We start from the raw sequence: 21873 nt of genomic DNA, 5'->3' as shown, positions 1-21873 counted from the left end.
CTTACAGCGCGCTCTGCGGGCGCACCTTCAGCACCGCGTTCTCAGTGGCGCAGTCGCGGCTGGAATGCAGGCCGGCCTTGCGCGCGGCGGCGATTTCCTTGCGTGCGGCCAGCAGATCCTTGTTGAACGCCGGGTTGTCGTGCAGGCGGGCCACGGCGGCGGCGCCCATGAAGCGGCCTTCCAGGATGTCGCTCTGCCAGTGCACGTTGCACACCAGGCGGCTCTCGCCGTAGTTGCGGCCACGGGCCTGGATCGCATCGGCGCGGTCCGGTGCGATCTCCGACAGGATCAGTGCCCAGGCCCAGCCGATCGAGGTGTGGCCGGACGGGTAGGAGCCGTTCTTGCGCAGGCCGTCCTCGTCCTTGGGCGAACAGGTCGGTTCACCGTTGACCATGAACGGGCGCGGGCGCTGGTAGTGGTTCTTGGCGGCCTTGGTGGCGGCGCTGGCGTCGATCCGGCTGCGCTCCAGCAGGCGGTAGAGCGCCGGGGTCTTCACCGCGTCGACGTCGATGTCGGCAGCGCAGGAGAAGTGGTTGGCGCCTTCCGGGAAGCCGAGTTCGGCATCGACGCCGGCCTGGGCGAAGCGCGGGCTGCCGCGCAGCGCGCGGGCTTCACGGCTGACCTGTTCGTCCAGCGCGAGCGCGGCCGAACCGGCCACTGGCGGCGCCGGCACCAGGTCGAGGCTGGCCGGTACCGCGCTCTTGTCCAGATAGCCCACCGCCTTGGTGGTGATGTTGGCTTCGACGGCGGTCGGCTTGGCGGCGGTGGCGGCACAACCGGCCAGCGCCGCGATGACGGCAAGGCCGAGCAGCGGGCGGGCAGGGTGGGAAATCAGCGACATGGACAGGCTCCGGAGAAAAAACATCGCGCCATGATCGCAGTCCGTGTACGACACCGCAGTGGCCATCGGTCATACGGCCAGACCCGGCATGGTCATTGGCGCGATATGAAAAACGTCATCGAGCGGCGTCAGTCTCCTGAATCCGGGCGCAGCGCACGGACTTTCACGCGCCTGCGCCGCGAGCATCGGCACAACGGCAAGCGCCAGGGCCGTCCAGTTCCAGCCGGGTCGGGGGGATCCGCTGACAGAGGGAGAGAAGCGATGCGCAGCACCGCAACAGGAAGTACCGCCCTGGCCCTGCTCCTGGGGCTGGCCGCAGCACCGGCGCAGGCCGCCGACGTGGTCGGCGTGGCCTTCGTGCATGGCACCGGCGCGCAGACCAATGCCACCCAGGACTACTGGCAGCCGGCCATCATCGACACCGTGCGCCAGGGCCTGCCCAACAGCAGCAACTACGTGGTCATCAACTGCGACTTCACCCAGTACATGTGGAAGCCGGAGGCTGCCGGCTGCCTGGCCAACCAGCTGACCCGCTTCATCGACAGCCGTGGCATCACCCAGCTGGTGGTGATCACCCATTCCAACGGCGGCAACGTGGTGCGCTGGATCCTGTCCAACCCGACCTACGACAGCCGCTACCCGAAGATCATCCGCACCGTGCGCAAGGTGACCGCGCTGGCACCGTCCTCGGCCGGTACGCCGCTGGCCGATGCGGTGCTCAACGGCAATACCTTTGAAACCTCGCTGGGCTGGCTGCTGGGCTACAAGAACGACGCCGTTCGCCAGCAGCAGGTGGCGAGCATGGCCACCTACAACGCGCAGAACCTGTATGGCACCGCAGGCCGCCCGGCGCTGCCCAGACCGTTCCGCGCGGTGGTCGGCAGTGACGTGGAATCGGCGGTGTGGGACAGCAACAGCTACTGCGGTGGCTATGCCGCCAATGTCGGCCTGGAGTTCACGCAGAACTGGTTGTCGTCCTGCTCCGACGGCTTCCTGGAGTGCAGCAGCCAGAAGGCCGCCGGCACCACCTGGTTCACCGACACGCAGCGTACCCAGGGTGCGGAGCCGCTCAGCCACAACCAGAGTCGCCGCGAGTGCTTCGGCCTCGGCACGATCCTGCGCAACGACCTGACCCAGTGAGGGAGATGACCATGACGATCCAATCCACCTTGCTGGCCAGCACCGTGCTGGCGGTGCTGTCCCTCTCCACAGCGCAGGCCTCGCAGCCGTTGAATGCCGCCCGCGCAGGCGATCAGGTGCCGGCCGCGCTGGTGGCCGCGCCGCTGCCGGCCGATGAAAGCGAACACGCGCCGCTGTCCTTTGCCTGGGCCCTGGACCCGGCACAGCCGCTGCAGGCGGCCACGCCGTATGCCTCGGTCAGCCGCAGCTACTGGCAGCAGGTCGATGGCACGCAGCTGCAGCGCGGCGTGGACCTGCCACTGACCGCTGCCGATGCGGTGATCCAGCTGAGCCCGGCCGAAGGCGCGCGTGCAGTGCCGGCCAACACGTTGCAGGTGCGCGATCCGGCTGGCCGCAGCAGCGTGGCGCGCAGTGTAGACGCACGTGCGCTGCAGCAGGCGGGCATGCCGGTGAGCGATGGCAGCAGCATGCTGCGCACCGGCGCGACCAGTGCGGCAGGTGCCTACACGCTGCAGAGCGCGCAGGCGCAGGGCCGCTACGTGGTGCAGGTGCTGGAGCCGAACAGCCCGCTGCGGCTGGAGGTGCAGGCCAGCCAAGCGCAGGTGCTGGCCGGTGGCAACGTGCAGCTTCAGGCACGCCTGCTGGAAGACGGCGCTACTCCCGCAACGCTGGCCTCACGCCGCAGCAGCCTGGGCGGTGAAGCGTTGCTGGTTGCGCCGGACGGCCGCAGCTGGCCGCAGCGCCTGCTGCGCACCACCGATGGCGCCCTGCGTGCGCAGGTACGGATCCCGGCTGATGCCGGCACCGTGCAGGGCCTGTGGGAACTGCAGGTGTTCGCCCAGGCCGACGGCGTGCTGCGCGATGGCAAAGTGGCCTTCGCGGTGGCGCGGCCGACCGCGCGCTTCAGCGGCCAGGCGGCGCCGGACCCGGCCAGCCGCCAGGTGGCACTGCCGCTGCAGGTGGCTGCGGCCGGCCGTTACGAGGCACGCGGCACGCTGTATGCCACGGGCCGCGATGGCCAGCTGAAGCCGGTGGCGCAGGCACATGCGGCGGCCTGGTTCGATGGCCCGGGCGCGGGCCAGCTGGTGCTGCCGTTCGACCAGGCCGCGTTGCCGGCCGGTTTCGGCGCACCGTATGAGCTGCGCGACCTGCAGCTGCAGGACCAGAGCCGGATGGCGCCGATTGAATCGCGTGCGCTGGCACTGCGGTTCTGAGGTTGCGTGCAGCGGGCCGGGTTCCGGCCCGCTGTAACGCTCCCTGTAGAGCCGAGCCATGCTCGGCTGCTTCTGCTCGCGGCGAACGGCAGTCGAGCATGGCTCGACGCTACAGGCGGGTACCGAAGGTGATGCTTCTGTCTACCCCGCGTAGGCGGTCAGCCGGCCTTCCTGCTCGCATACGGTGATGGCGCCGCCGAACACCGCCGACAGCGGTTCGCTGCGCAGCAGCTCGGCACGGGTACCATCGGCCAGTACGCGACCGTCGCGCAGCAGCACCACCCGCTCGATCTCGGGAATGATCTCTTCGATGTGGTGGGTCACCAGTACCAGGGTGATGCCCTGCTGGGCCAGCACGCGCATGGTTGCCACCAGCTGCTCGCGGGCAACCAGGTCCAGCCCGGTCGAGGGCTCGTCCAGCAACAGGGCCTGTGGCCGGTTGACCAGCGCGCGGGCGATCAGCACGCGGCGGGTCTCGCCGGCCGACAGTTCGGCGTAGGCGCGTTCGCGCAGGGACACGGCGCCGGTCATCGCCAGCGTTTCGCCAACGCGCGCGCGCATGTCGGCGGTCACTTCGCGGAAGGCCGGCACCACGTAGCTGGCGAAGAAGCCGGACAGCACCGCCTGCTCCACGGTCAGCCCGGGCATGTCGGCCAGGTTGCTGCTGAGGTCACCGGTGACGATGCCCAGCTGCGAGCGCAGCCGGTCCACCTGCCAGCGGTTCTGGCCCAGCACCTTCACCGCCACCGCGCCGTCGCCCTGGGCCAGCGGGTACAGCTCGCGGGTGATCAGCTTGATGAAGGTCGACTTGCCGCAGCCGTTGGGGCCGAGCAAGGCAGTGTGCTGGCCCTGCGCAATGCGCAGGCTGAGCCCGTGCAGCACCTTCACCTGGCCGCGCACCACGGTGGCGCGGTCCAGTTCGATCAAGGGAGGCAGCTCCGCGGGTGACGGGGCGGCGGCGACGGCGCTGGCGCGTGGATCAAGGCTCGACAACTCAGGTCCCCAACTGTGAACGGTGCCACGGAAGGCGGACAAAATCGCCGCCGCAGGGATGCAGTTTGCAACGCAAGCGCCCATCATGTCTGCCATCCACGCGTCGATCCGGAGAGACGACATGCCTGATGCGCTGATGTCCCTGTTGACCAGCGGTGTGCTCGGCCTGGGGTGGTGGGCCATGCTGGCCGTGCTGCTGGTCTTCACCCAGATCACCATCTTCTCGGTGACCCTGTACCTGCACCGCAGCCAGGCCCATCGCGGCGTCGATTTCCACCCGGTGGTGGCCCATGTGTTCCGCTTCTGGCTGTGGCTGACCACCTCGATGATCACCCGCGAGTGGGTCGCCATCCATCGCAAGCACCATGCCAAGGTGGAGACCGAGGACGACCCGCACAGCCCGGTCACCCGCGGCATCGGCACGGTGTTCTGGCACGGCGTGGAGCTGTATCGGGAAGCGCGTGGCATGCGCGCGGACATCGAACAGTACGGGCGCGGCACGCCGGACGACGCGATCGAGCGCCACCTGTACACCCCGCACGCCACGCTGGGCCCGGTGCTGCTGCTGGCAATCAACAGCGTGCTGTTCGGCCTGCCCGGCGTGGCCCTGTGGGCGATCCAGATGGCGTGGATTCCGTTCTGGGCGGCCGGCGTGGTCAACGGCCTCGGCCATTGGTGGGGCTACCGCAACTACGAATCGGCCGATACCTCCACCAACCTGACGCCGTGGGGCTTCTGGATCGGTGGCGAGGAACTGCACAACAACCACCATGCCTTCCCGAGCTCAGCGCGCTTCGCGATGCGGCGCTGGGAGTTCGATATCGGCTGGAGCGCGATCCGCCTGCTGCAGGCGCTGCGCCTGGCCAAGGTGCTTCGCGTCGCACCGGCCATGGACGTACGCCCGAACATCGCCGTGCCCGATGCTGAAACCCTGAAGGCGCTGCTGTCGCACCGCTTCCAGGCGATGACCGACTACCAGCGCAATGTGTTCATGCCGGCCCTGCGCGAGGAAGCCGCGCAGGCTGGCGCCAAGTTGCGCCGCCTGCTGCCGCGCAGGCTGCGCCGTGGCCTGGTCAACGATGGCCGCTGGCTGAAGCCGGACAGCCGTGCCCAGCTCAGCGCATGGGTGGCACAGCGCCCGCGCATCCGCACCCTGGTCGAGTACCGCGCGCGGCTGGCGGCGTTGCTGGAAGCGCGGGGTCACGATGCCGCCGAGCGCCTGCACCAGCTGCAGGCCTGGTGCCGCGAGGCCGAGGAAAGCGGTATCGCGGCGTTGCAGGCCTACGCCGCACGGCTGAAGGGCTACAGCCTGGTGGGCGCGTGAGGGCGGGGTACGGGGTTCTGCTGGCGGCGCTGCTGCCGGGCGTGGCGCCGGCCCAGGTCACCGACACCGCCAGCTACCTGCAGCGGATGGACAGCGATGGCGACGGCAAGGTCAGCGAGGCCGAGTACGTGCAGTGGATGCTGTATGCCTTCGACCGCATGGACCGCAACGGCGATGGCGTGCTGAGCGCCGAGGAGCTGCCCGGTGGCAAGGGCAGGTCGATCACCCGTGAACAGCAGCGCCAGGTGATCAAGCAACGCTTCCACAGGCAGGACGCCAACGGCGATGGCTTCCTCGATGCGCGCGAGCTGGCCGCGCCGCCGCGCTGACGCTGCACCGTCGCCGGGCACGGCCCGGCGCTACCAGGTGCATCAGTCCCGGTAGCGCCGGGCCGTGCCCGGCGGCTTCGCATGGCCCGGCGTAGAATCACCGCATGCCTGAACTGCCCGAAGTCGAAACCACCCGCCGCGGCCTGGCGCCGCATCTGGAAGGCCGCCGCATCCATGGCGTGATCCTGCGCCGCGCCGACCTGCGCTGGCCGATTCCGCCGGAAGTGGCCGAGCTGCTGCCGGGGCAGCGCATCGAGGACATCCGTCGTCGCGCCAAGTACTTGTTGCTGGACACCGCCATTGGCAGCGCAGTGCTGCACTTGGGCATGTCCGGCAGCCTGCGCGTGCTGCCCGGTGATACACCGCTGCGCGCGCACGACCACGTCGACATCAGCCTGGACAATGGCCGCCTGCTGCGCTTCAACGACCCGCGCCGCTTCGGCAGCCTGCTCTGGCAGCCGACCGGCGAAGTCCACCCGCTGCTGCAGGGGCTGGGCCCGGAACCGTTGGACGACGCGTTCGACGGCGACTACCTGTTCGCCCGCAGCCGTGGCCGTAGTGCGCCGGTGAAGACCTTCCTGATGGACCAGGCGGTGGTGGTGGGCGTGGGCAACATCTATGCCGCCGAAAGCCTGTTCAAGGCCGGCATCAGCCCACTGCGCGAGGCCGGGAAGATCTCGCGCGAGCGCTACCAGCGGCTGGCCGACGCGGTGAAGGAGATCCTCGGCTACGCCATCACCCGCGGCGGTACCACCCTGCGCGACTTCATCAGTCCCGACGGCGCGCCGGGCTACTTTGAGCAGGAACTGCTGGTGTACGGCCGCGATGGCCTGCCGTGCCCGAACTGCGGCCGCGCGCTGAAGCACGCCACCATCGGCCAGCGCGCCAGCGTCTGGTGCAGCCACTGCCAGCGCTGAGCCGGGCGGGCAGCGGCAGCTGAACGGGCAGGGCGCGTCTCCGCTGCCCGTTAACGTTTCTCTGCCTATGATGGCCGACCTTCCTTCCGTGCCTGACGCGCCTGCATGCAACGACGCGACTTCATCCGCAATGCCTCCCTCGCCCTGGCTGCATTCGGCCTGCCGTCCCTGCCCGCGTGCGCGGCCAGCAAGAGCGGCCAGCTGGGTCTGCGCCGCCTCGGCCAGCCGCAGCCGTTCGACTTCGCCACCCTGAAGGGCCAGGCGCGCGCGCTGGCACAGGCGCCCTACAAGAGCCACAAGCGCGTGTTGCCGGGCCGCCTGGAAGGACTGGACTGGGACCAGTACCAGTCGATCGGCTACCGCCAGGACCACGCCCTGTGGGCGGACCAGCCGGGCAAGTTCCAAGCCAAGTTCTTCCACCTGGGCCTGTACTTCCATTCGCCGGTGCGCATGTTCGACGTGGTCGACGGCAAGGCACAGGAGCTGGCCTACGATGGCGCCGCGTTCAATTACGGCAAGAGCGGCATCAAGGACGGCGAGCTGCCGGCCGATCTGGGCTTCGCCGGGTTCCGCCTGAACACCCGCAAGGACACTGACCGCGACTTCGCCGCGTTCCTTGGCGCCAGCTACTTCCGTGCGGTCGGCAAGGAAGGCCAGTACGGCCAGTCCGCGCGTGGCCTGGCGATCGATACCGGCATGGGCAAGCCGGAGGAATTCCCCGATTTCATCGCCTATTACCTGGAGCAGCCGTCGGCCGATTCGGAAACGATCGTAGTCTATGGCCTGCTGGATTCGCCCAGCGTGGCCGGCGCCTACCGCTTCGCGATCACCAACGGCGACGTGCTGCTGATGGACATCGACAGCGCGCTGTACCCGCGCAAGCCGATCGAGCGCCTGGGCATCGCACCGTGCACCAGCATGTACCAGGTGGGCGAGAACGACCGCCGCATGGGCTGGGACTGGCGCCCGGAGATCCACGATACCGATGGCCTGTCGCTGTGGACCGGCGCCGGCGAGTGGATCTGGCGGCCGCTGCTGAACCCGCGCAACCTGCGCTTCAACATGTTCGTGGACCGCAACCCGCGCGGCTTCGGCCTGCTGCAGCGTGACCGCAACTTCGATCACTACCAGGACGACGGCGTGTTCTACGAGAAGCGCCCGTGCCTGTGGGTGGAGCCCAAGGGTGAGTGGGGCGAAGGCTCGGTGCAGCTGGTGGAGATTCCCACCGTGGACGAGACCTTCGACAACATCGTGGCGTTCTGGAACCCGAGGGACAAACCGCAGCCTGGCCAGGAGCTGCTGGTCGGTTACCGCCTTTACTGGGGCGCCGAGCCGCCGGCACGGCCGCCGCTGGCGCACTGCGTGGCCAGCCGCACTGGCCTGGGCGGCGTGGTCGGCAAGAAGCGCGAGTATTTCAGCTGGCGTTTCGCAGTGGACTTCGAAGGCGGCGAGCTGGCCAGGCTGATCGACAAGGCCGAGGTCGAGGCGGTGGTGGAAACCAGCCGTGGCCGGGTCGAGATCGTGTCGGCGCGACCGCTGCGCGAGATCAACGGCTACCGCGCGATGTTCGATCTGGTGCCGCCGGAAGGCAGCACCGAGCAGATCGATATCCGCCTGTTCCTGCGCAGTGGCGGCAAGACCCTCACCGAGACCTGGCTGTACCAGTACACCCCGCCGCCGGCGGGTGCGCCCGAGCGCACGCTGTACTGAGGAGGGCTGGTTTGCAGGGCTTGCAGCCCTGCACCTGCCGAAGCAACGTCCTGCATTGCGTGGGATGGCGGGGTGGGTCCGGTGGCGGGAGACGCCGTAAACCCGTCCATGGGTGCTTGGCCGCGGCATCCATGCCGCGGACACTCCCGCCACCGGACCCACACCGCCCCGCCATCCCACGGAATGCCCGCTGTTGCTGTTGCTTCGGCTCTGGCTTGCAGCAGGTGCAGGGCTGCAAGCCCTGCCAAAGAACCACCACCTACAGAGGCAGGGGCGCCTGCGCCGGGTCGATCCGTCCTTCGCCGCGGGTGATCTTCTTGAACTCGGCGCGGCTGACCGATACATAGCGGTCGTTGCCGCCGATCTCCACCTGCGGGCCGTCCTGCACCGCGTGACCGTGCTCGTCCACGCGCACCGTCATCGTTGCCTTCTTGCCGCTGTGGCAGATGGTCTTGATCTCCTGCATCTCGTCGGCCCAGGCCAGCAGGTACTGGCTGCCTTCGAACAGCTCGCCGCGGAAATCGGTGCGCAGGCCGTAGCACAGCACCGGAATGCGCAGCTGGTCGACCACCTCGCTGAGCTGCCAGACCTGGGCGCGGGTCAGGAACTGCGCTTCATCCACCAATACACAGCCCATCGGACCGTTCGCGGCCAGGTCCTGCTCGACCCAGTGCTGCAGATCGGTGTCCTGGTCGAAGGCCATGCCCTCGGCGCGCAGGCCGATGCGCGAGGCCACCACGCCGGCGCCGACGCGGTCATCCAGGCGCGGGGTCAGGATCGCCACCCGCATGCCACGCTCGCGGTAGTTGTGCGCGCTCTGCAGCAGCGTGGTGGTCTTGCCGGCGTTCATCGCCGAATAGTAGAAGTAGAGCTTGGCCATCGACGGATTGTACGCCGCAGCCCCGCTCCACCGAAGTCGTTCAGCAACCCCACCGGCGGCCGGCTGTGGTCGTCACCCGGCCCCGCTACAATCCTCCCCCAATGCACGGTCTCAATCCCCCCCAAGCCGCCGCCGTCCTGCACATCGAAGGTCCGTTGCTGGTGCTCGCCGGTGCGGGCAGCGGCAAGACGCGCGTGATCGTCGAGAAGATCGCCCACCTGATCAGCTGCGGGCGCTATCCCGCGCGCCGAATCGCGGCGATCACCTTCACCAACAAGTCGGCCAAGGAAATGCGCGAGCGCGTGGCCAAGCGCCTGCGCGAGCAGGATGCCGACGAGGTGACCATCTGCACCTTCCACGCCCTGGGCCTGAAGTTCCTGCAGATCGAACACGCCGCCGTGGGCCTCAAGCGCGGCTTCTCGATCTTCGATGCCGATGATGCCGCTGCGCAGATCAAGGATCTGATGTCCGGCGCCAAACCCGATGACATCGAGGACATGAAGAACCTGGTGTCGCGCGCGAAGAACGCCGGCCTGTCGCCCGAACAGGCGATGGCCGCCGCGCGCAGCAACCGCGAGAAGGAAGCGGCCAGCATCTACGAGCGCTACCAGCTGCGCCTGACCGCGTTCAATGCGGTGGACTTCGACGACCTGATCCGCCTGCCGGTGCAGGTGCTGGAAGAGAACCCGGATATCGCCGTGGCCTGGCGCGAGCGCATCGGCTACCTGCTGGTGGACGAATGCCAGGATACCAATGACGCGCAGTACCGGTTGCTGAAGCAGCTGGCCGGCGAGAAGGGCAACTTCACCTGCGTGGGTGACGACGACCAGTCGATCTACGCCTGGCGCGGTGCCAACCCGGAAAACCTGCAGCAGATGGGGCGTGACTACCCTGCGCTGGAAATCATCAAACTGGAGCAGAACTACCGCTGTTCGAACCGCGTGCTGCGCGCCGCCAACGCGCTGATCGCCAACAATCCGCACGAGCACCTGAAGAAGTTGTGGAGCGACCAGGCCGACGGTGAGCGCATCCGCGTGTGGGAGTGCCGCAACAGCGAACACGAAGCAGAAAAGGTCGCCGCCGAGATCGCCTTCGTGGCGCAGTCGCGCAACGTGCCATGGAGTGATTTCTGCATCCTGTTCCGTGGCAACTTCCAGTCGCGCCCGCTGGAAAAGGCGATGCAGCTGCTGCGCATTCCCTACCACCTGACCGGCGGCACCATGTTCCTGGAACGCCAGGAAGTGAAGGACACGCTGGCCTGGCTGCGCCTGCTGGTGAACCCGGACGACGATACCGCGTTCATGCGTGCGGTGCAGTCGCCCAAGCGCGATGTGGGCGCCGGCACGCTGGCCAGGCTGGCCGAGCTGGCGCAGGAAAAGGACATCCCGATGGCGCATGCCGCCGAGTCGATCGGCGCGCTGCAGCAGCTGCCCCCGCGTGCGGCCAACAGCCTGGCGCGCTTCACCGACATCCTGCGCGACCTGCGCGCGCAGATGCGGCAGATCAGTTCCGGCGACATGATCCGCAAGGTCGCCAAGGAGTCGGGACTGTTGAGTGAGCTGCGCCAGCAGGCCAAGGAAGAGGCCAGCTACCAGCGCCGTGCCAACAACATCGAGGAACTGGCGCAGTGGTTCGAGGGTGGCCCGCGCGGCGCCACCGCGGCCGATCTGGCCGGCCAGCTGGCACTGCTGTCGCGCAGTGACAAGGACGAGGGCGGCAACCAGGTGCGGATGATGACGATGCATGCGTCCAAGGGGCTGGAATTCCCTTATGTGTTCATCGTCGGCTGCGAGGACGGCGTGCTGCCGCACCAGGTCAGCCTGGACGAGGGCAACCTGCAGGAAGAGCGGCGCCTGCTGTACGTGGGCATCACCCGTGCCAAGATCCAGCTGTGGATGAGCTACAGCAAGCTGACCCGCAAGTTCGGCGAGCACGTGCGGCTGAAACCCAGCCGGTTCTTCGAAGAGATTCCGGCTGAGGAGATCCAGCGCGATGGCGCCGATCCGGTGGCGGATGCAGCGCGCAAGAAGGAACGGGCGACGGCGGGGTTGGCGGCGATCGAGGCGTTGTTTGATTGACCGGCGAACGGCGTAGCCCCTCGTGGTTGGCGCCGTTCGCAGTGCATGTGTGCTTGGCCGGGCAGATGGGCTGCGCAGGGGACGCTGCAAGTACGTCCCTGTAAGCTCGGTCGCCGCATCCATGCGGCTCACGCCCCTGCGCAACCCATCTACCCAGCCTTGGACAGGTTCCGTGCGCGCCAGCCACGGGAAAAGAAAAAGAAGATCAAGGGCCACGGCAACAGCCCGGGGCTGAGGCACAATCGGGGCTTCTGGCTGGAGGTTTGTCCGTGCATCCCATTGAAAGCGAACGCCTGCGGCTGCGGGCCATTGAACCGGACCGCGATGCGGCTGCGATGCTGGCGCTGCTCAACGATCCGGGCTTCGTGCGTTTCATCGGTGATCGCAACGTGCGCGACGAAGAACAGGCGCGCGAATACATCGCCCTGCGTGTGCTGCAGAGTTATGCGCTGAATGGCTTCGGCATGTATGCGATCGAGCGGCTGTCCGATGGCGCGTGGCTGGGCAACGCTGGGCTGGTGCGCCGTGATGGGTTGCCGGCGCCGGACATCGGCTACGCGGTGCTGTCGGAATTCGCGGGGCAGGGCTATGCCAGCGAGGCGGCGCGGGCGGTGTTCAATCACGCACGCACGGCGCTGGGCCTGCAGGATCTCTACGGTATCACCGATCTGGACAACGTCGCCTCGGCGAAGGTGCTGCGGGGCTTGGGCATGCACGAGCGCGGGGTCATCCAGCTGCCGGGCATCGACAGCCCCAGCCGCCTATACGCCACGCTCGGCGCGGCCGAGGTTTGATCGTGGTGGGTGCCGACCGTTGGTCGGCACGACAGAGTGCCACCGTGCCGACCAACGGTCGGCACCCGACGCCTCAGCCGCCGCGCAGCTCGGCCAGTTGTGCCTGCAGCTCGGCCACGGCCGCTTCCAGCTGGGCCACGCGTTCGGCCAGGCCGGGATCGGCCGACTCTGCACCGCCGCCACTGCTGGCGTACTTCGCTGCCAGCGCCGCGCCGTCCACTTCGCCACACAACAGGTGCATGTAGCGGTCTTCGCGCTGTCCGCTGGCGCGCGGCAGCACCACCAGCAGCGCGCGCTGCTGCAGGCGCTCGATGGCGTGGCGGGCTTCGTCGGTGTCGGCGAAGCGGTGCAGGCGCTCGCTGCGCGAGACCAGCTCACCCAGGGTCTGCGGCCCACGCAGCAGCAGCATCGCCAGCAGCACGGTCTGCTGCCGGGTCAGGTCCAGCGCAGCCTGCAGGCGGTGCTCGTAGCGGTCGGCGCGCGAGGAGAAATGCTGGCGGGCCAGGCCCAGCGTCTCCAGCTGACGCAGCGCATGCTGCACGCTGCCGGCATCAACGTTCATCACCGGCTCGCGGGCGGTCTTCTGGTTGGCGGCCGACTGCGCCGCATTGACCGTCAGCGGGTAGGTGTCCGGGGTGGTCGCCTCCTTTTCCACCAGGCAGCCCAGCAGGCGGGCCTGCACGGCGTCGAGACGGGGGACGTCGGGGGTCTGGCTGGAATCGGTCATGGCGGCCTCCGGAAGGGCAACGGGTCAACCGCCAAGGATAGCCGTCCCGGCGCCGGCTTTGCCGGTAAAATGCGCCGGTACATCTGATTGCCGGTGAATCCATGCGTCGTCCTGTTTCCCTGTCCCTGACCCTGCTCGCCACCGCGGCGCTGGGCCTGTCCGCCTGCAAGCGCGTGGATGCGCCTGCCGCTGAAGCTGCTGCCCCGGAGGCCCCGGCCGCCGCTGCCAAGGCCGATGGCGCGCTCGATGCGACCGCCAACGACAACCTCAACGCGGTGCTGTGGATGCAGCGCGCGCAGGAATACAAGGCGATCACCGAGCAGACCTACCGCGCTGCCGCCGACCGCCTCGACGCGGCGCTGAAGGAAGCCCATTGGGACGCGCTGGTGCCGGAAGAACGCGGCAACGAGGCCAAGGGCCTGAAGCCGGCCGTGGTGCTGGACGTGGACGAGACCGTGCTGGACAACTCGCCCTACCAGGCGCGCCTGGTGCGCGATGGCAAGGAGTACGACGAGCTGAGCTGGGACCAGTGGGTGGCCGAGAAAAAGGCCAAGGCGATCCCGGGCGTGGTCGATTTCGCCAAGGCCGCCAACGCCAAGGGCGTGACTCTGCTGTACATCTCCAACCGCGCCGTGCACCTGAAGGAGGCGACCCTGGCCAACCTGCGCGAGCAGGGCCTGCCGGTGGCCGATGACAGCGTGTTCCTCGGCCTGGGCACCGTGGTGGAAGGCTGCGAGCAGGCCGGCAGCGAGAAGAACTGCCGCCGCCGCCTGGCCGGCCAGAAGTACCGCGTGCTGATGCAGTTCGGCGACCAGCTGGGCGACTTCGTCGAAGTGACCGCCAACACCAACGAGGGCCGTGACGCGCTGCTGCAGCAGTACCACGACTGGTTCGGCGAACGTTGGTGGATGCTGCCGAACCCGACCTACGGCGGTTTCGAGCCGGCCCAGTTCAACAACGATTACAGCCAGTCGCGCCAAGCCCGCCACGATGCCAAGCGTGCTGCCCTGGACTACGCACCGTGAGCCGCGCACCGCTGCCGCTGCGCGATGACGAGCGCCTGATCTTCGCGCTGGACGTGCCCGACCGCGTGCAGGCGCTGGACTGGGTCGACCGCCTCGGCGACAGCGTGGCGTTCTACAAGATCGGCATGGAGCTGTTGGCCTCCGGCGAGTACTTCCAGGTGTTGGACGAACTGGCCCGTCGCGACAAGCGCGTGTTCGTCGACCTGAAGTTCTTCGACATCCCGGCCACCGCCGCGGCGGTGATCAAGCGCCTGTCGCAGTGGCCGGTGAGCTACGCCACCATCCATGGCTGGCACCCGGCGATGATGGAGGCCTGCGCGGCCGCCAACAGCAGCGACATGCGCCTGCTGGCGGTGACCGTGCTGACCTCGATGGGGCGCCCGGACCTGGCGCAGATGGGCATCGACCGCGAGCCGGTGGACGTGGTGGTCGAGCGCGCGCTGGCCGCCCAGGCTGCCGGCATCGATGGCGTGATCGCCTCGGGCCAGGAAGCCGGCCCGATCCGTGCCGCCACCGGTGCCGGGTTCTCGATCGTCTGCCCGGGCATCCGCCCTGGCGGCCCGGTCGGTGATGACCAGAAGCGCACCGTTGGCGTGGCCCAGGCCTTCGCCGATGGTGCCGACGCCATCGTGGTCGGCCGCCCGATCCGCCTGGCGGCCGACCCGCAGGCCGCCGCACGTGCCATCCAGCAGGAAATCGTGGCGGCTCTGGCCGCCCGCTGAGCCTGTCTGCGCGGTCGGTCACGCCGCAACTTCGAACGCCATCCCGGCTTGTGAGGGATGGCGTTCGCATTTGTGGTTCCTGCGCTGTCGCAGTCGACCCCGCAACGAAGAATCGTGCGCACGTTCGCACTGGATCCGGATGCCCCTCCCTCCCAATCGACGCACCGGCGACGCTCACGGCCGCGCCGGTTCCAATCATCCAAGAGGGAGTACACGGATATGTATCGCAGCACCTCTGCACTTCTTGCCGGCCTGTTGCTGGCGTTCGCGGCACCCGCTTTCGCCGCACCCGAGTCCCGCGACGTCCCGCGCATCATCGGTGGGGAAGCCGCCGATGCCGGGCAGTACCCGTTCATGGTTAGCATCCAACGCCTGTCACGCGGTGACAGCGGCTATGACCGCCATTGGTGCGGCGGCACACTGATCTCACCATCCTGGGTGCTCACCGCCGCGCACTGCGTCCGCGGCGATCGGCCTGCTGATCTGGCCGTCCTCGCGGGGGCCACCACGCTGCCTGCGGAACCCTCGCCAAGCGTGTCCAACATCCGTGCCATCCATGTCCATCCCGCTTTCGACAGCGGCAATTCGCTGGAACACGATGTGGCACTGATCCAGCTGGACACACCGCTGGCAGATGCCCAGCCGGTGCAGTTGCGGTTGCGCCCGGATGCCAGCTACCTCAAACCCGGCCGCGATTTCACCGTAATCGGGTGGGGCACCACCGAAAGCGGCGCCGACGCCTTCCCCACCCATCTGCAGACCGTGCAGGTGCCGTTCGTTCCGTTTGCTGAATGCCAGCAGGCCTATGGCGGCGAACTGTCGCGAGGCAAGGTCATCTGTGCGGGCCGCGAAGGCATGGACAGCTGCCAGGGGGATTCCGGCGGCCCACTGCTGCTGAAGCTGCGCGAAGGCTGGACCCAGTTCGGCGTTGTCAGCTGGGGCGAGGGCTGCGCACTGGCCGGCTACCCCGGCGTTTATGCCCGAATCGCCGAAAAACATGCCGTGGATTTCATCGAGGCGGTTTGGCAGCGGGATTGATCTAATAAAATCAATAAGATATATGCGGTTACGTGAAGTGTTGCCTTAACTTGAGGGGCAGCGTAGGATCGCCGCCATCCGATCTTTGTGCCGGACATGCGCCACAACACTGTCCTCCGGCTTCGCGCCGGTTTGAGGAGCCTGCGATCCCTGAGATCCGGGCTCTTTTTTTTCGCGGATCTGACCCCGGGTTGCCTGCCCGGCTTGCCGCTGTCACGTCGCAGGCCGCAAGATGCGGACCGGTCCGGGGAGTCCGAGTGCATGAGCGTGGCGGTGCGAGGAAGGTCTGCGCGTGGATGGGGGCTGGCAGCCATGATGCTGCTGGCCGTAGCGGCGTGCCGCGAGTCGGCCAACGATCCGCACAGGCCGCCTGCCGAGCCGGTGGCGGCGGTGCAGGCCATGGTCCTGCGCTTGGCCGATGACGATCTGGTCGGTTACGCCAGACTGTCGGTGCCGCCGGGCCAGTACCAGCGCCTGCAGCAGGCCTGGGCCGAGGGCCACAGCCAGTGGCCGTTGACCGAGCTGCCACTGGGCGACCAGCTGCTGCCGATGCTGGCCGCGCTGCGCAAGCCCAATGCCAGCGCCGAGCTGCAGCGAAGCTTCGACCGCCAGTTGGCCGGGCAGGCCAGCGCGGTGCGCCAAGCCGCACAGTCGATGGGCAACTTCGGCGTGCAGTACCTGCGCCACCAGAAGGGCTACACGCCCGGCCAGCAGGCGCATTACATTGCCCTGGTCGAGACCTTGGCCGGCTGGGCGCAGGGCGCCCCGATCAGCGACCGCGCCCGTGCCCGCAGCACCATCGCTGCGCTGGTCGGCGCCGCCAACAAGGTCGGTTTCGATGACGAGGCTGGCCTGCAGGCCGCCGGCATGGAAGGCAGCCTGCAGCAGCTGGCGCCGTTCATCCACACCCTGAAGGCGGTGCTGGGCAGCTACGGCCTGGGCGTGGACGAAGCGCTGCGCAGCGTGCGCGGCGAACTGCTGTCAGTGGAGGGCGACAACGCGCTGGTACGCCTGCACTACGAGCTGGCCGGCCGTGAGATGAGCCTGCAGTTGCCGCTGAGCCGGCGCGAGGGCCACTGGTACCTCACCCGCACCCTGGCCGACACCGATGCCCTGCTGCGCAAGGCCGATGCGGCCCGTGCCGCGGCCGCACCGACGCCGGCTGAAGCCCCCGCCGAGGGTGGGGAAGCGGCAACGCCGCCGCCTAAGCCATAATGGCGCCGATGTCGAAACAGAACCCGCTGCCGTTCCCCGGCGAAGAATCCCCGTCGACGCCCGCCGATACGGTGCCGGCGTCCCCCTCGACCGGTACCGGCCCGAATCCGGTACCGCCGCCCGTGCACGCGCGTCCGGCCGGCCGCCGCCCGTTGTGGGCGCGTCTGCTGGGCCGCTTGGTCGAGCCGTGGCTGTCGCTGAAGATCGAGCCGGAAGACCCGGGCCAGTACAACGATGGCCGCCCGGTCATGTACGTGCTGGAAGACTACGGCCTGTCCAACGCGCTGATCCTGGACAAGGCCTGCCGCCAGGCCGGGCTGCCGTCGCCGCTGGTGCCGCTGGCCGGTGACCCGACCGGGCGCAAGCGCGCCTACCTGGCGCTGTCGCGCCGCAGTTCCAGCAACTCGCTGATTCCCGAACAGCGCGGCGCCAAGACCCACTCCGATTCGCTGGCCAAGGTCCTGCAGGCGCACCGCGTGCGTGACGACCTGGACGTGCATCTGGTGCCGGTGTCGATCTTCGTCGGCCGCGCGCCGGACAAGCAGAGCGGCTGGTTCGCGGTGCTGTTCTCGGAAAACTGGGCGCTGGTCGGCCGTTTCCGCCGCCTGCTGGCGGTGCTGCTCAATGGCCGCAGCACCATCGTCCGCTTCGCACCGCCGATCTCGCTGCGCAACACCGTCGACGAAGGCCTGGAGCCCGAGCGCACGGTGCGCAAGCTGCAGCGCGTGCTGCGTACCCATTTCCGCCGCATCCGTGAATCGGTGATCGGCCCCGACCTGTCGACCCGGCGCCTGCTGGTAGACCAGGTGCTGGCGGCCGAACCGGTGCGCGAAGCGATCGCCGCCCAGGCCAAGCGCGACAACTCGAAGCCGGCCGACGCCTGGAAGAAGGCGCACGCCTACGCCTGGGAAATCGCCGCAGACTATTCCAGCCCGGTGGTGCGTTCGGCCAGCTTCATGCTCAGCCACGTGTGGAACCGCATCTATGCCGGCGTGCTGGTGCACCACCTGGATAAGTTCAAGGCCGCCGCGCCGGGCCATGAAGTGGTGTACGTGCCCAGCCACCGCAGTCACATGGACTACCTGCTGCTGTCTTACCTGCTGTACGACCGTGGCATCGTACCGCCGCACATCGTGGCCGGCATCAACCTGAACCTGCCGGTGGTTGGCACCCTGCTGCGCAAGGGCGGTGCGTTCTTCATCCGCCGCTCGATCCGCGGCAACGCGCTGTACTCGGCGGTGCTCAGCGAATACGTCGCCCAGTTGGTGGCCGGTGGCTACTCGCTGGAGTACTTCGTCGAAGGTGGCCGCTCGCGCACCGGGCGGCTGCTGCAGCCCAAGGGCGGCATGATCTCGATGACGCTGCGCGCGTTCCTGCGCCAGCCGCGCAAGCCGGTACTGTTCCAGCCCATCTACATCGGCTACGAGAAGCTGATGGAGGGCGGCAGCTACCTGGACGAACTGTCCGGCCGGCCGAAGGAAAAGGAATCGATCTGGTCGCTGCTGTGGGGCATTCCCAAGGTGCTCAAGCAGAACTACGGCCAGGTGGTGGTGAACTTCGGCGAGCCGATCGCGCTGAACGACGTGCTGGCCGAGAAGGCGCCGGAGTGGAAGGGCGAGGCGGTCTCCGAGGACGAGAAGCCGGCGTGGCTGTCGACCACGGTGGATACACTGGCTGAGCGCATCCAGGTGCGCATCAACGGCGCCGCCGACGTCAATCCGATCAATCTGCTGGCGCTGGCGCTGCTGTCGACGCCGAAGCACGCGATGGGCGAGGCCGACCTGATCGCGCAGATCGAGCTGTGCAAGACGCTGCTGGTCGAGATGCCGTATTCGGACCGGGTGACGGTGACCCCGCACTCCCCGGAGCGGATCATCGCCCACGCCGAGGAAATCAACGTCCTCACCCGCGTCAAGCACCCGCTGGGCGACGTGCTCAGCGTGAGCGGCGATACCGCGGTGCTGCTGAGCTACTTCCGCAACAACGTCATCCACCTGTTCACCGCCTCGTCGTGGGTGGCCTGCTGCTTCCAGAACAACCGCCGCATGAGCCGCACCGGCCTGGTCCAGCTGGGCCGCACGGTGTACCCGTTCCTGCAGGCCGAGCTTTTCCTGCCGTGGAGCGAGGACGAGTTCGCGCAGCGCATCGACCAGACCATCAACGTGTTCGTACGCGAGGGCCTGCTGCAGAACGTCAACGATGACGACGGCGGCATCCTGGCGCGCAACACCGGGCAGACCGACGAAGTGTTCCGCCTGCGCGCGATCGGCCACTCGCTGCAGCAGGCCTTCGAGCGCTATTACATCGCCATTTCGGTGCTGGTGAAGAACGGCCCGGGCATGCTGGGTGCGGCCGAGCTGGAAAGCCTGTGCCAACAGGCGGCGCAGCGCCTGAGCCTGCTCTACGCCCCGGCCGCGCCGGAGTTCTTCGACCGCACCCTGTTCCGCGGCTTCATCCAGAAGCTGCGCGAACTGCGCCTGGTGTGGCCGGACGAGAACAGCAAGCTGCTGTTCGATGAGCGGCTGGACGCGTGGGCCAAGGACGCCAAGTTCATCCTCGGCCGCGAACTGCGCCACACCATCGAGCGGGTCAGCCCGGAAGCGGCGCGCCCGGACGAGGCTGCGCCGCAGGATTGAAGGTAGCGCCGGGCCATGCGGTGGGTGTGGACCTTGGGCCACACCTTCCAGGCGTGCCAACCAAGGTTGGCACCTACCAGCACAGGAGGCCAACCAGGGTTGGCACCCAGCAGGACCGGCGCTATGCCGGTTCGTCGGGAATCTGCAGGCTTTCCAGCTTGGCGATGCAGTCCTTCAGCTGCAGCTTGCGCCGCTTCAGGCGCTTGGACTCCAGCTCGTCCTCGCCGTTGGCAGCCATGCGGGTGATCTGTTCATCCAGCAGGCGATGCTCGGTGCGCAGGGCAGCGAGGCGTTCGACGATCTCGGCGGGGCTGTAGGTGTCCACAGCCTCCGAGCATACACAGCGTTGATGACTGCTGGGAGAGGGGAAGCCCGACCACCGGCCGGGGCCGCTCCGAGCCGTTAGAATGGAGCCATGAGTGCCGTGATCTCCCTGCCCGACCCCCGGCTGCGTGTGCCCCGCGACCTGCGCGCGGGCGAGAGCGGGCGCGGGCAGCACGGGCTGGCCAAGCGCCTGCGCCGCCAGGTGGGGGAGGCGATCGCCGACTTCGGGATGATCGAGGCCGGCGACAAGGTGATGGTCTGCCTGTCCGGCGGCAAGGACAGCTACACCCTGCTGGACCTGCTGCTGCAGCTGCAGAAAAAAGCGCCGGTGCCGTTCGAGCTGGTCGCGGTGAACCTGGACCAGAAGCAGCCGGGTTTCCCCGGACACATCCTGCCGGAGTACCTGGCCGGGCTGGGCGTGCCGTACCAGATCATCGAGCAGGACACCTATTCGGTGGTCAGCCGGGTCATCCCGGAAGGCAAGACGATGTGTTCGCTGTGCTCGCGGCTGCGTCGCGGCGCCCTGTACAACCACGCCGCGAAACATGGTTTCACCAAGATCGCCCTGGGCCACCACCGCGACGACATGGTGGCCACGTTCTTCATGAACCTGTTCCACCACGCCACGCTGTCGGGCATGCCGCCGAAGCTGCGCAGCGATGACGGCAAGCACGTGGTGATCCGGCCGTTGGCCTACGTGCGCGAGCGCGACATTGCCGACTACGCGCTGGCCCGGGGTTTCCCGATCATTCCCTGCAACCTGTGCGGCAGCCAGCAGAACCTGCAGCGCCGCCAGGTCGGCCTGATGCTCAAGCAGTGGGACCAGGACCACCCCGGCCGCGTCGAGCAGATCGCGCGCGCCATGGGGGAAGTGCGGCCCTCGCAGCTGGCCGACACCACCCTGTTCGACTTCATGGCGCTGGGCCGTCGCGATGACGCGCCGCCGCCCGACGCCCATGCCTGGCAGGCCGTTCCCGCGGCCGACGCCGATGCAGATCCCGAGACGCCCACCGTTTAGGTCGGCCGCCCTTCCTCTTTGCCATCCGGAATTCCATGTTCTTTCGCAACCTGACGTTCTTCCGTTTCCCGACCGCCACTGATTTTTCCGAAGTCGACACCCTGCTGCCGCACGCCCTGCTCAAGCCGGTCGGTGCGCTGGAAATGAATTCGCGCGGCTTCATTTCGCCGTTCGGCCGCGAGGAGAAGGAACAGCTCTCCCACCGCATCGCCGAGCACCTGTGGCTGACCGTGGGTGGCGAGGACAAGATCCTGCCGGCCGCCGTGGTCAACGATCTGCTTGAGCGCAAGCTGGAGGAGATCGAGGAGAAGGAAGGCCGCCGCCCCGGTGGCCGCGAGCGCAAGCGCATGAAGGACGACCTGCTGCATGAGCTGCTGCCGCGCGCCTTCGTGAAGTCCTCGCGCAACGACGCCTTCATCGACCTGCAGCATGGCTACGTCGCGGTGGATACCTCCAGCCGCAAGACCGGCGAGTACTTCATGTCCGACATCCGCGGCCTGCTCGGCAGCTTCCCGGCGATGCCGCTGAATGCCGAAGTCGCGCCGCGCTCGATCCTGACCGGCTGGATTGCCGGCGAGCCGCTGCCGACCGGGCTGAGCCTGGGCGAAGAGTGCGAGATGAAAGACCCGGTGGAAGGCGGCGCAGTGGTCAAGTGCCAGCACCAGGAACTGCGCTGCGACGAGATCGACAAGCACCTGGACGCCGGCAAGCAGGTAACCAAGCTGGCGCTGATCTTCGAAGACAACCTGTCGTTCGTGATCGGCGACGACCTGATCGTGCGCAAGCTGAAGTTCCTCGACGGTGCCCTGGACCAGCTGGAACATGCCGACGAAGACGGCCGCCGCGCCGAGTTCGACGCCCGCTTCGCCCTGCAGAGCGCCGAGATCCGCCGCCTGTTCCTGTTGCTGGAAGAAGCCTTCAAGCTCAGCAAGGCTGACTGAACAGGCA

20 protein-coding genes are annotated in these 21873 nt (G+C 68.0%); 15 read left to right on the top strand and 5 right to left on the bottom strand.

The genetic code is table 11. The features are described from left to right. Window position 1 precedes the first annotated feature (1 nt). On the bottom strand, window positions 2-841 hold the full coding sequence (locus QZ853_RS06055; RefSeq protein ID WP_295571370.1) for a phosphatase PAP2 family protein: 840 nt from the start codon (window positions 839-841) through the stop codon (window positions 2-4). Between the two features lie 261 nt (window positions 842-1102). Here QZ853_RS06055 and QZ853_RS06050 point away from each other — a divergent pair, with 261 nt between their 5' ends. Together QZ853_RS06050 and QZ853_RS06045 are read left to right on the top strand one after the other, a co-directional pair. Next, window positions 1103-1981, top strand: coding sequence for a hypothetical protein (locus QZ853_RS06050; protein ID WP_295571369.1), 879 nt, complete (start codon window positions 1103-1105; stop codon window positions 1979-1981). Window positions 1982-1992: 11 nt separating this feature from the next. After that, window positions 1993-3195, top strand: a complete 1203-nt coding sequence (locus QZ853_RS06045; RefSeq protein ID WP_295571368.1) for a DUF4785 domain-containing protein — start codon at window positions 1993-1995, stop codon at window positions 3193-3195. 141 nt (window positions 3196-3336) lie between these two features. On the opposite strand, the gene QZ853_RS06040 is transcribed toward QZ853_RS06045, so the two are convergent. Then, window positions 3337-4311 (bottom strand): ATP-binding cassette domain-containing protein, encoded by a 975-nt coding sequence (locus QZ853_RS06040; RefSeq protein ID WP_345777888.1) that lies wholly within the window; start codon window positions 4309-4311, stop codon window positions 3337-3339. Between QZ853_RS06040 and QZ853_RS06035 the strand changes: the two genes are divergently transcribed. The 4 genes from QZ853_RS06035 (at window position 4310) to QZ853_RS06020 (ending at window position 8468) form a co-directional block, all read left to right on the top strand. Beyond that, the gene (locus tag QZ853_RS06035; protein WP_295571366.1) at window positions 4310-5512 is read left to right on the top strand and encodes a fatty acid desaturase; all 1203 of its coding nucleotides are present in this window, start codon (window positions 4310-4312) and stop codon (window positions 5510-5512) included. The genes QZ853_RS06040 and QZ853_RS06035 overlap by 2 nt on opposite strands. Beyond that, window positions 5509-5841, top strand: coding sequence for an EF-hand domain-containing protein (locus QZ853_RS06030; RefSeq protein WP_295571365.1), 333 nt, complete (start codon window positions 5509-5511; stop codon window positions 5839-5841). Before QZ853_RS06035 ends, QZ853_RS06030 begins: the two co-directional genes overlap by 4 nt. A gap of 104 nt (window positions 5842-5945) precedes the next feature. Next, the gene (gene mutM / locus QZ853_RS06025) at window positions 5946-6758 is read left to right on the top strand and encodes a bifunctional DNA-formamidopyrimidine glycosylase/DNA-(apurinic or apyrimidinic site) lyase (RefSeq protein WP_295571364.1); all 813 of its coding nucleotides are present in this window, start codon (window positions 5946-5948) and stop codon (window positions 6756-6758) included. A 105-nt stretch (window positions 6759-6863) separates the two neighbouring features. After that, window positions 6864-8468: a glucan biosynthesis protein D gene (locus QZ853_RS06020; protein WP_295571363.1), complete on the top strand. Its 1605-nt coding sequence runs from the start codon at window positions 6864-6866 to the stop codon at window positions 8466-8468. A 259-nt stretch (window positions 8469-8727) separates the two neighbouring features. Here the strand turns inward: QZ853_RS06020 and QZ853_RS06015 are convergent, their stop codons facing one another. Continuing rightward, window positions 8728-9348, bottom strand: coding sequence for a thymidine kinase (locus QZ853_RS06015; RefSeq protein ID WP_295571362.1), 621 nt, complete (start codon window positions 9346-9348; stop codon window positions 8728-8730). Between the two features lie 101 nt (window positions 9349-9449). Between QZ853_RS06015 and QZ853_RS06010 the strand changes: the two genes are divergently transcribed. Together QZ853_RS06010 and QZ853_RS06005 are read left to right on the top strand one after the other, a co-directional pair. After that, window positions 9450-11426: a UvrD-helicase domain-containing protein gene (locus tag QZ853_RS06010; protein ID WP_295571361.1), complete on the top strand. Its 1977-nt coding sequence runs from the start codon at window positions 9450-9452 to the stop codon at window positions 11424-11426. A gap of 269 nt (window positions 11427-11695) precedes the next feature. Beyond that, window positions 11696-12220: a GNAT family N-acetyltransferase gene (locus QZ853_RS06005; RefSeq protein WP_295571360.1), complete on the top strand. Its 525-nt coding sequence runs from the start codon at window positions 11696-11698 to the stop codon at window positions 12218-12220. A gap of 73 nt (window positions 12221-12293) precedes the next feature. Here the strand turns inward: QZ853_RS06005 and QZ853_RS06000 are convergent, their stop codons facing one another. Further along, window positions 12294-12947 (bottom strand): DUF480 domain-containing protein, encoded by a 654-nt coding sequence (locus tag QZ853_RS06000; RefSeq protein ID WP_295571359.1) that lies wholly within the window; start codon window positions 12945-12947, stop codon window positions 12294-12296. A 101-nt stretch (window positions 12948-13048) separates the two neighbouring features. Here QZ853_RS06000 and QZ853_RS05995 point away from each other — a divergent pair, with 101 nt between their 5' ends. From QZ853_RS05995 to plsB, 5 genes are all read left to right on the top strand, one after another. Then, on the top strand, window positions 13049-13972 hold the full coding sequence (locus QZ853_RS05995) for a 5'-nucleotidase, lipoprotein e(P4) family (RefSeq protein ID WP_295571358.1): 924 nt from the start codon (window positions 13049-13051) through the stop codon (window positions 13970-13972). Then, window positions 13969-14694 (top strand): orotidine-5'-phosphate decarboxylase, encoded by a 726-nt coding sequence (gene pyrF / locus QZ853_RS05990; protein ID WP_295571357.1) that lies wholly within the window; start codon window positions 13969-13971, stop codon window positions 14692-14694. Before QZ853_RS05995 ends, pyrF begins: the two co-directional genes overlap by 4 nt. A 219-nt stretch (window positions 14695-14913) precedes the next feature. Beyond that, entirely contained in the window at window positions 14914-15732 is an 819-nt protein-coding gene (locus QZ853_RS05985; RefSeq protein ID WP_295571356.1) for a serine protease, read from the top strand. A gap of 261 nt (window positions 15733-15993) precedes the next feature. Further along, a complete protein-coding gene (locus QZ853_RS05980) occupies window positions 15994-16947 on the top strand; it encodes a hypothetical protein (protein ID WP_345777887.1) in 954 nt (317 codons plus the stop codon). Continuing rightward, window positions 16947-19583, top strand: coding sequence for a glycerol-3-phosphate 1-O-acyltransferase PlsB (plsB, locus tag QZ853_RS05975; protein ID WP_295571354.1), 2637 nt, complete (start codon window positions 16947-16949; stop codon window positions 19581-19583). The genes QZ853_RS05980 and plsB overlap by 1 nt, the downstream gene beginning before the upstream one ends. Window positions 19584-19704: 121 nt before the next feature. Here the strand turns inward: plsB and QZ853_RS05970 are convergent, their stop codons facing one another. After that, window positions 19705-19908 carry a YdcH family protein gene (locus tag QZ853_RS05970; protein WP_295571353.1) on the bottom strand — a complete coding sequence of 68 codons (204 nt, stop codon included), beginning with the start codon at window positions 19906-19908 and terminating at the stop codon, window positions 19705-19707. Between the two features lie 90 nt (window positions 19909-19998). On the opposite strand from QZ853_RS05970, the gene ttcA reads away from it, so the two are divergent. Next, window positions 19999-20925, top strand: a complete 927-nt coding sequence (ttcA, locus tag QZ853_RS05965; RefSeq protein ID WP_295571352.1) for a tRNA 2-thiocytidine(32) synthetase TtcA — start codon at window positions 19999-20001, stop codon at window positions 20923-20925. 35 nt (window positions 20926-20960) lie between these two features. Next, a complete protein-coding gene (locus tag QZ853_RS05960) occupies window positions 20961-21866 on the top strand; it encodes a recombination-associated protein RdgC (RefSeq protein WP_295571351.1) in 906 nt (301 codons plus the stop codon). Window positions 21867-21873 lie beyond the last annotated feature (7 nt).

The organism is uncultured Stenotrophomonas sp., assembly GCF_913778665.1.
Classification (GTDB): Bacteria; Pseudomonadota; Gammaproteobacteria; order Xanthomonadales; family Xanthomonadaceae; genus Stenotrophomonas.
Note: the sequence above shows the minus strand (reverse complement) of the source record. Positions and strands in the feature narration are given on the sequence as shown.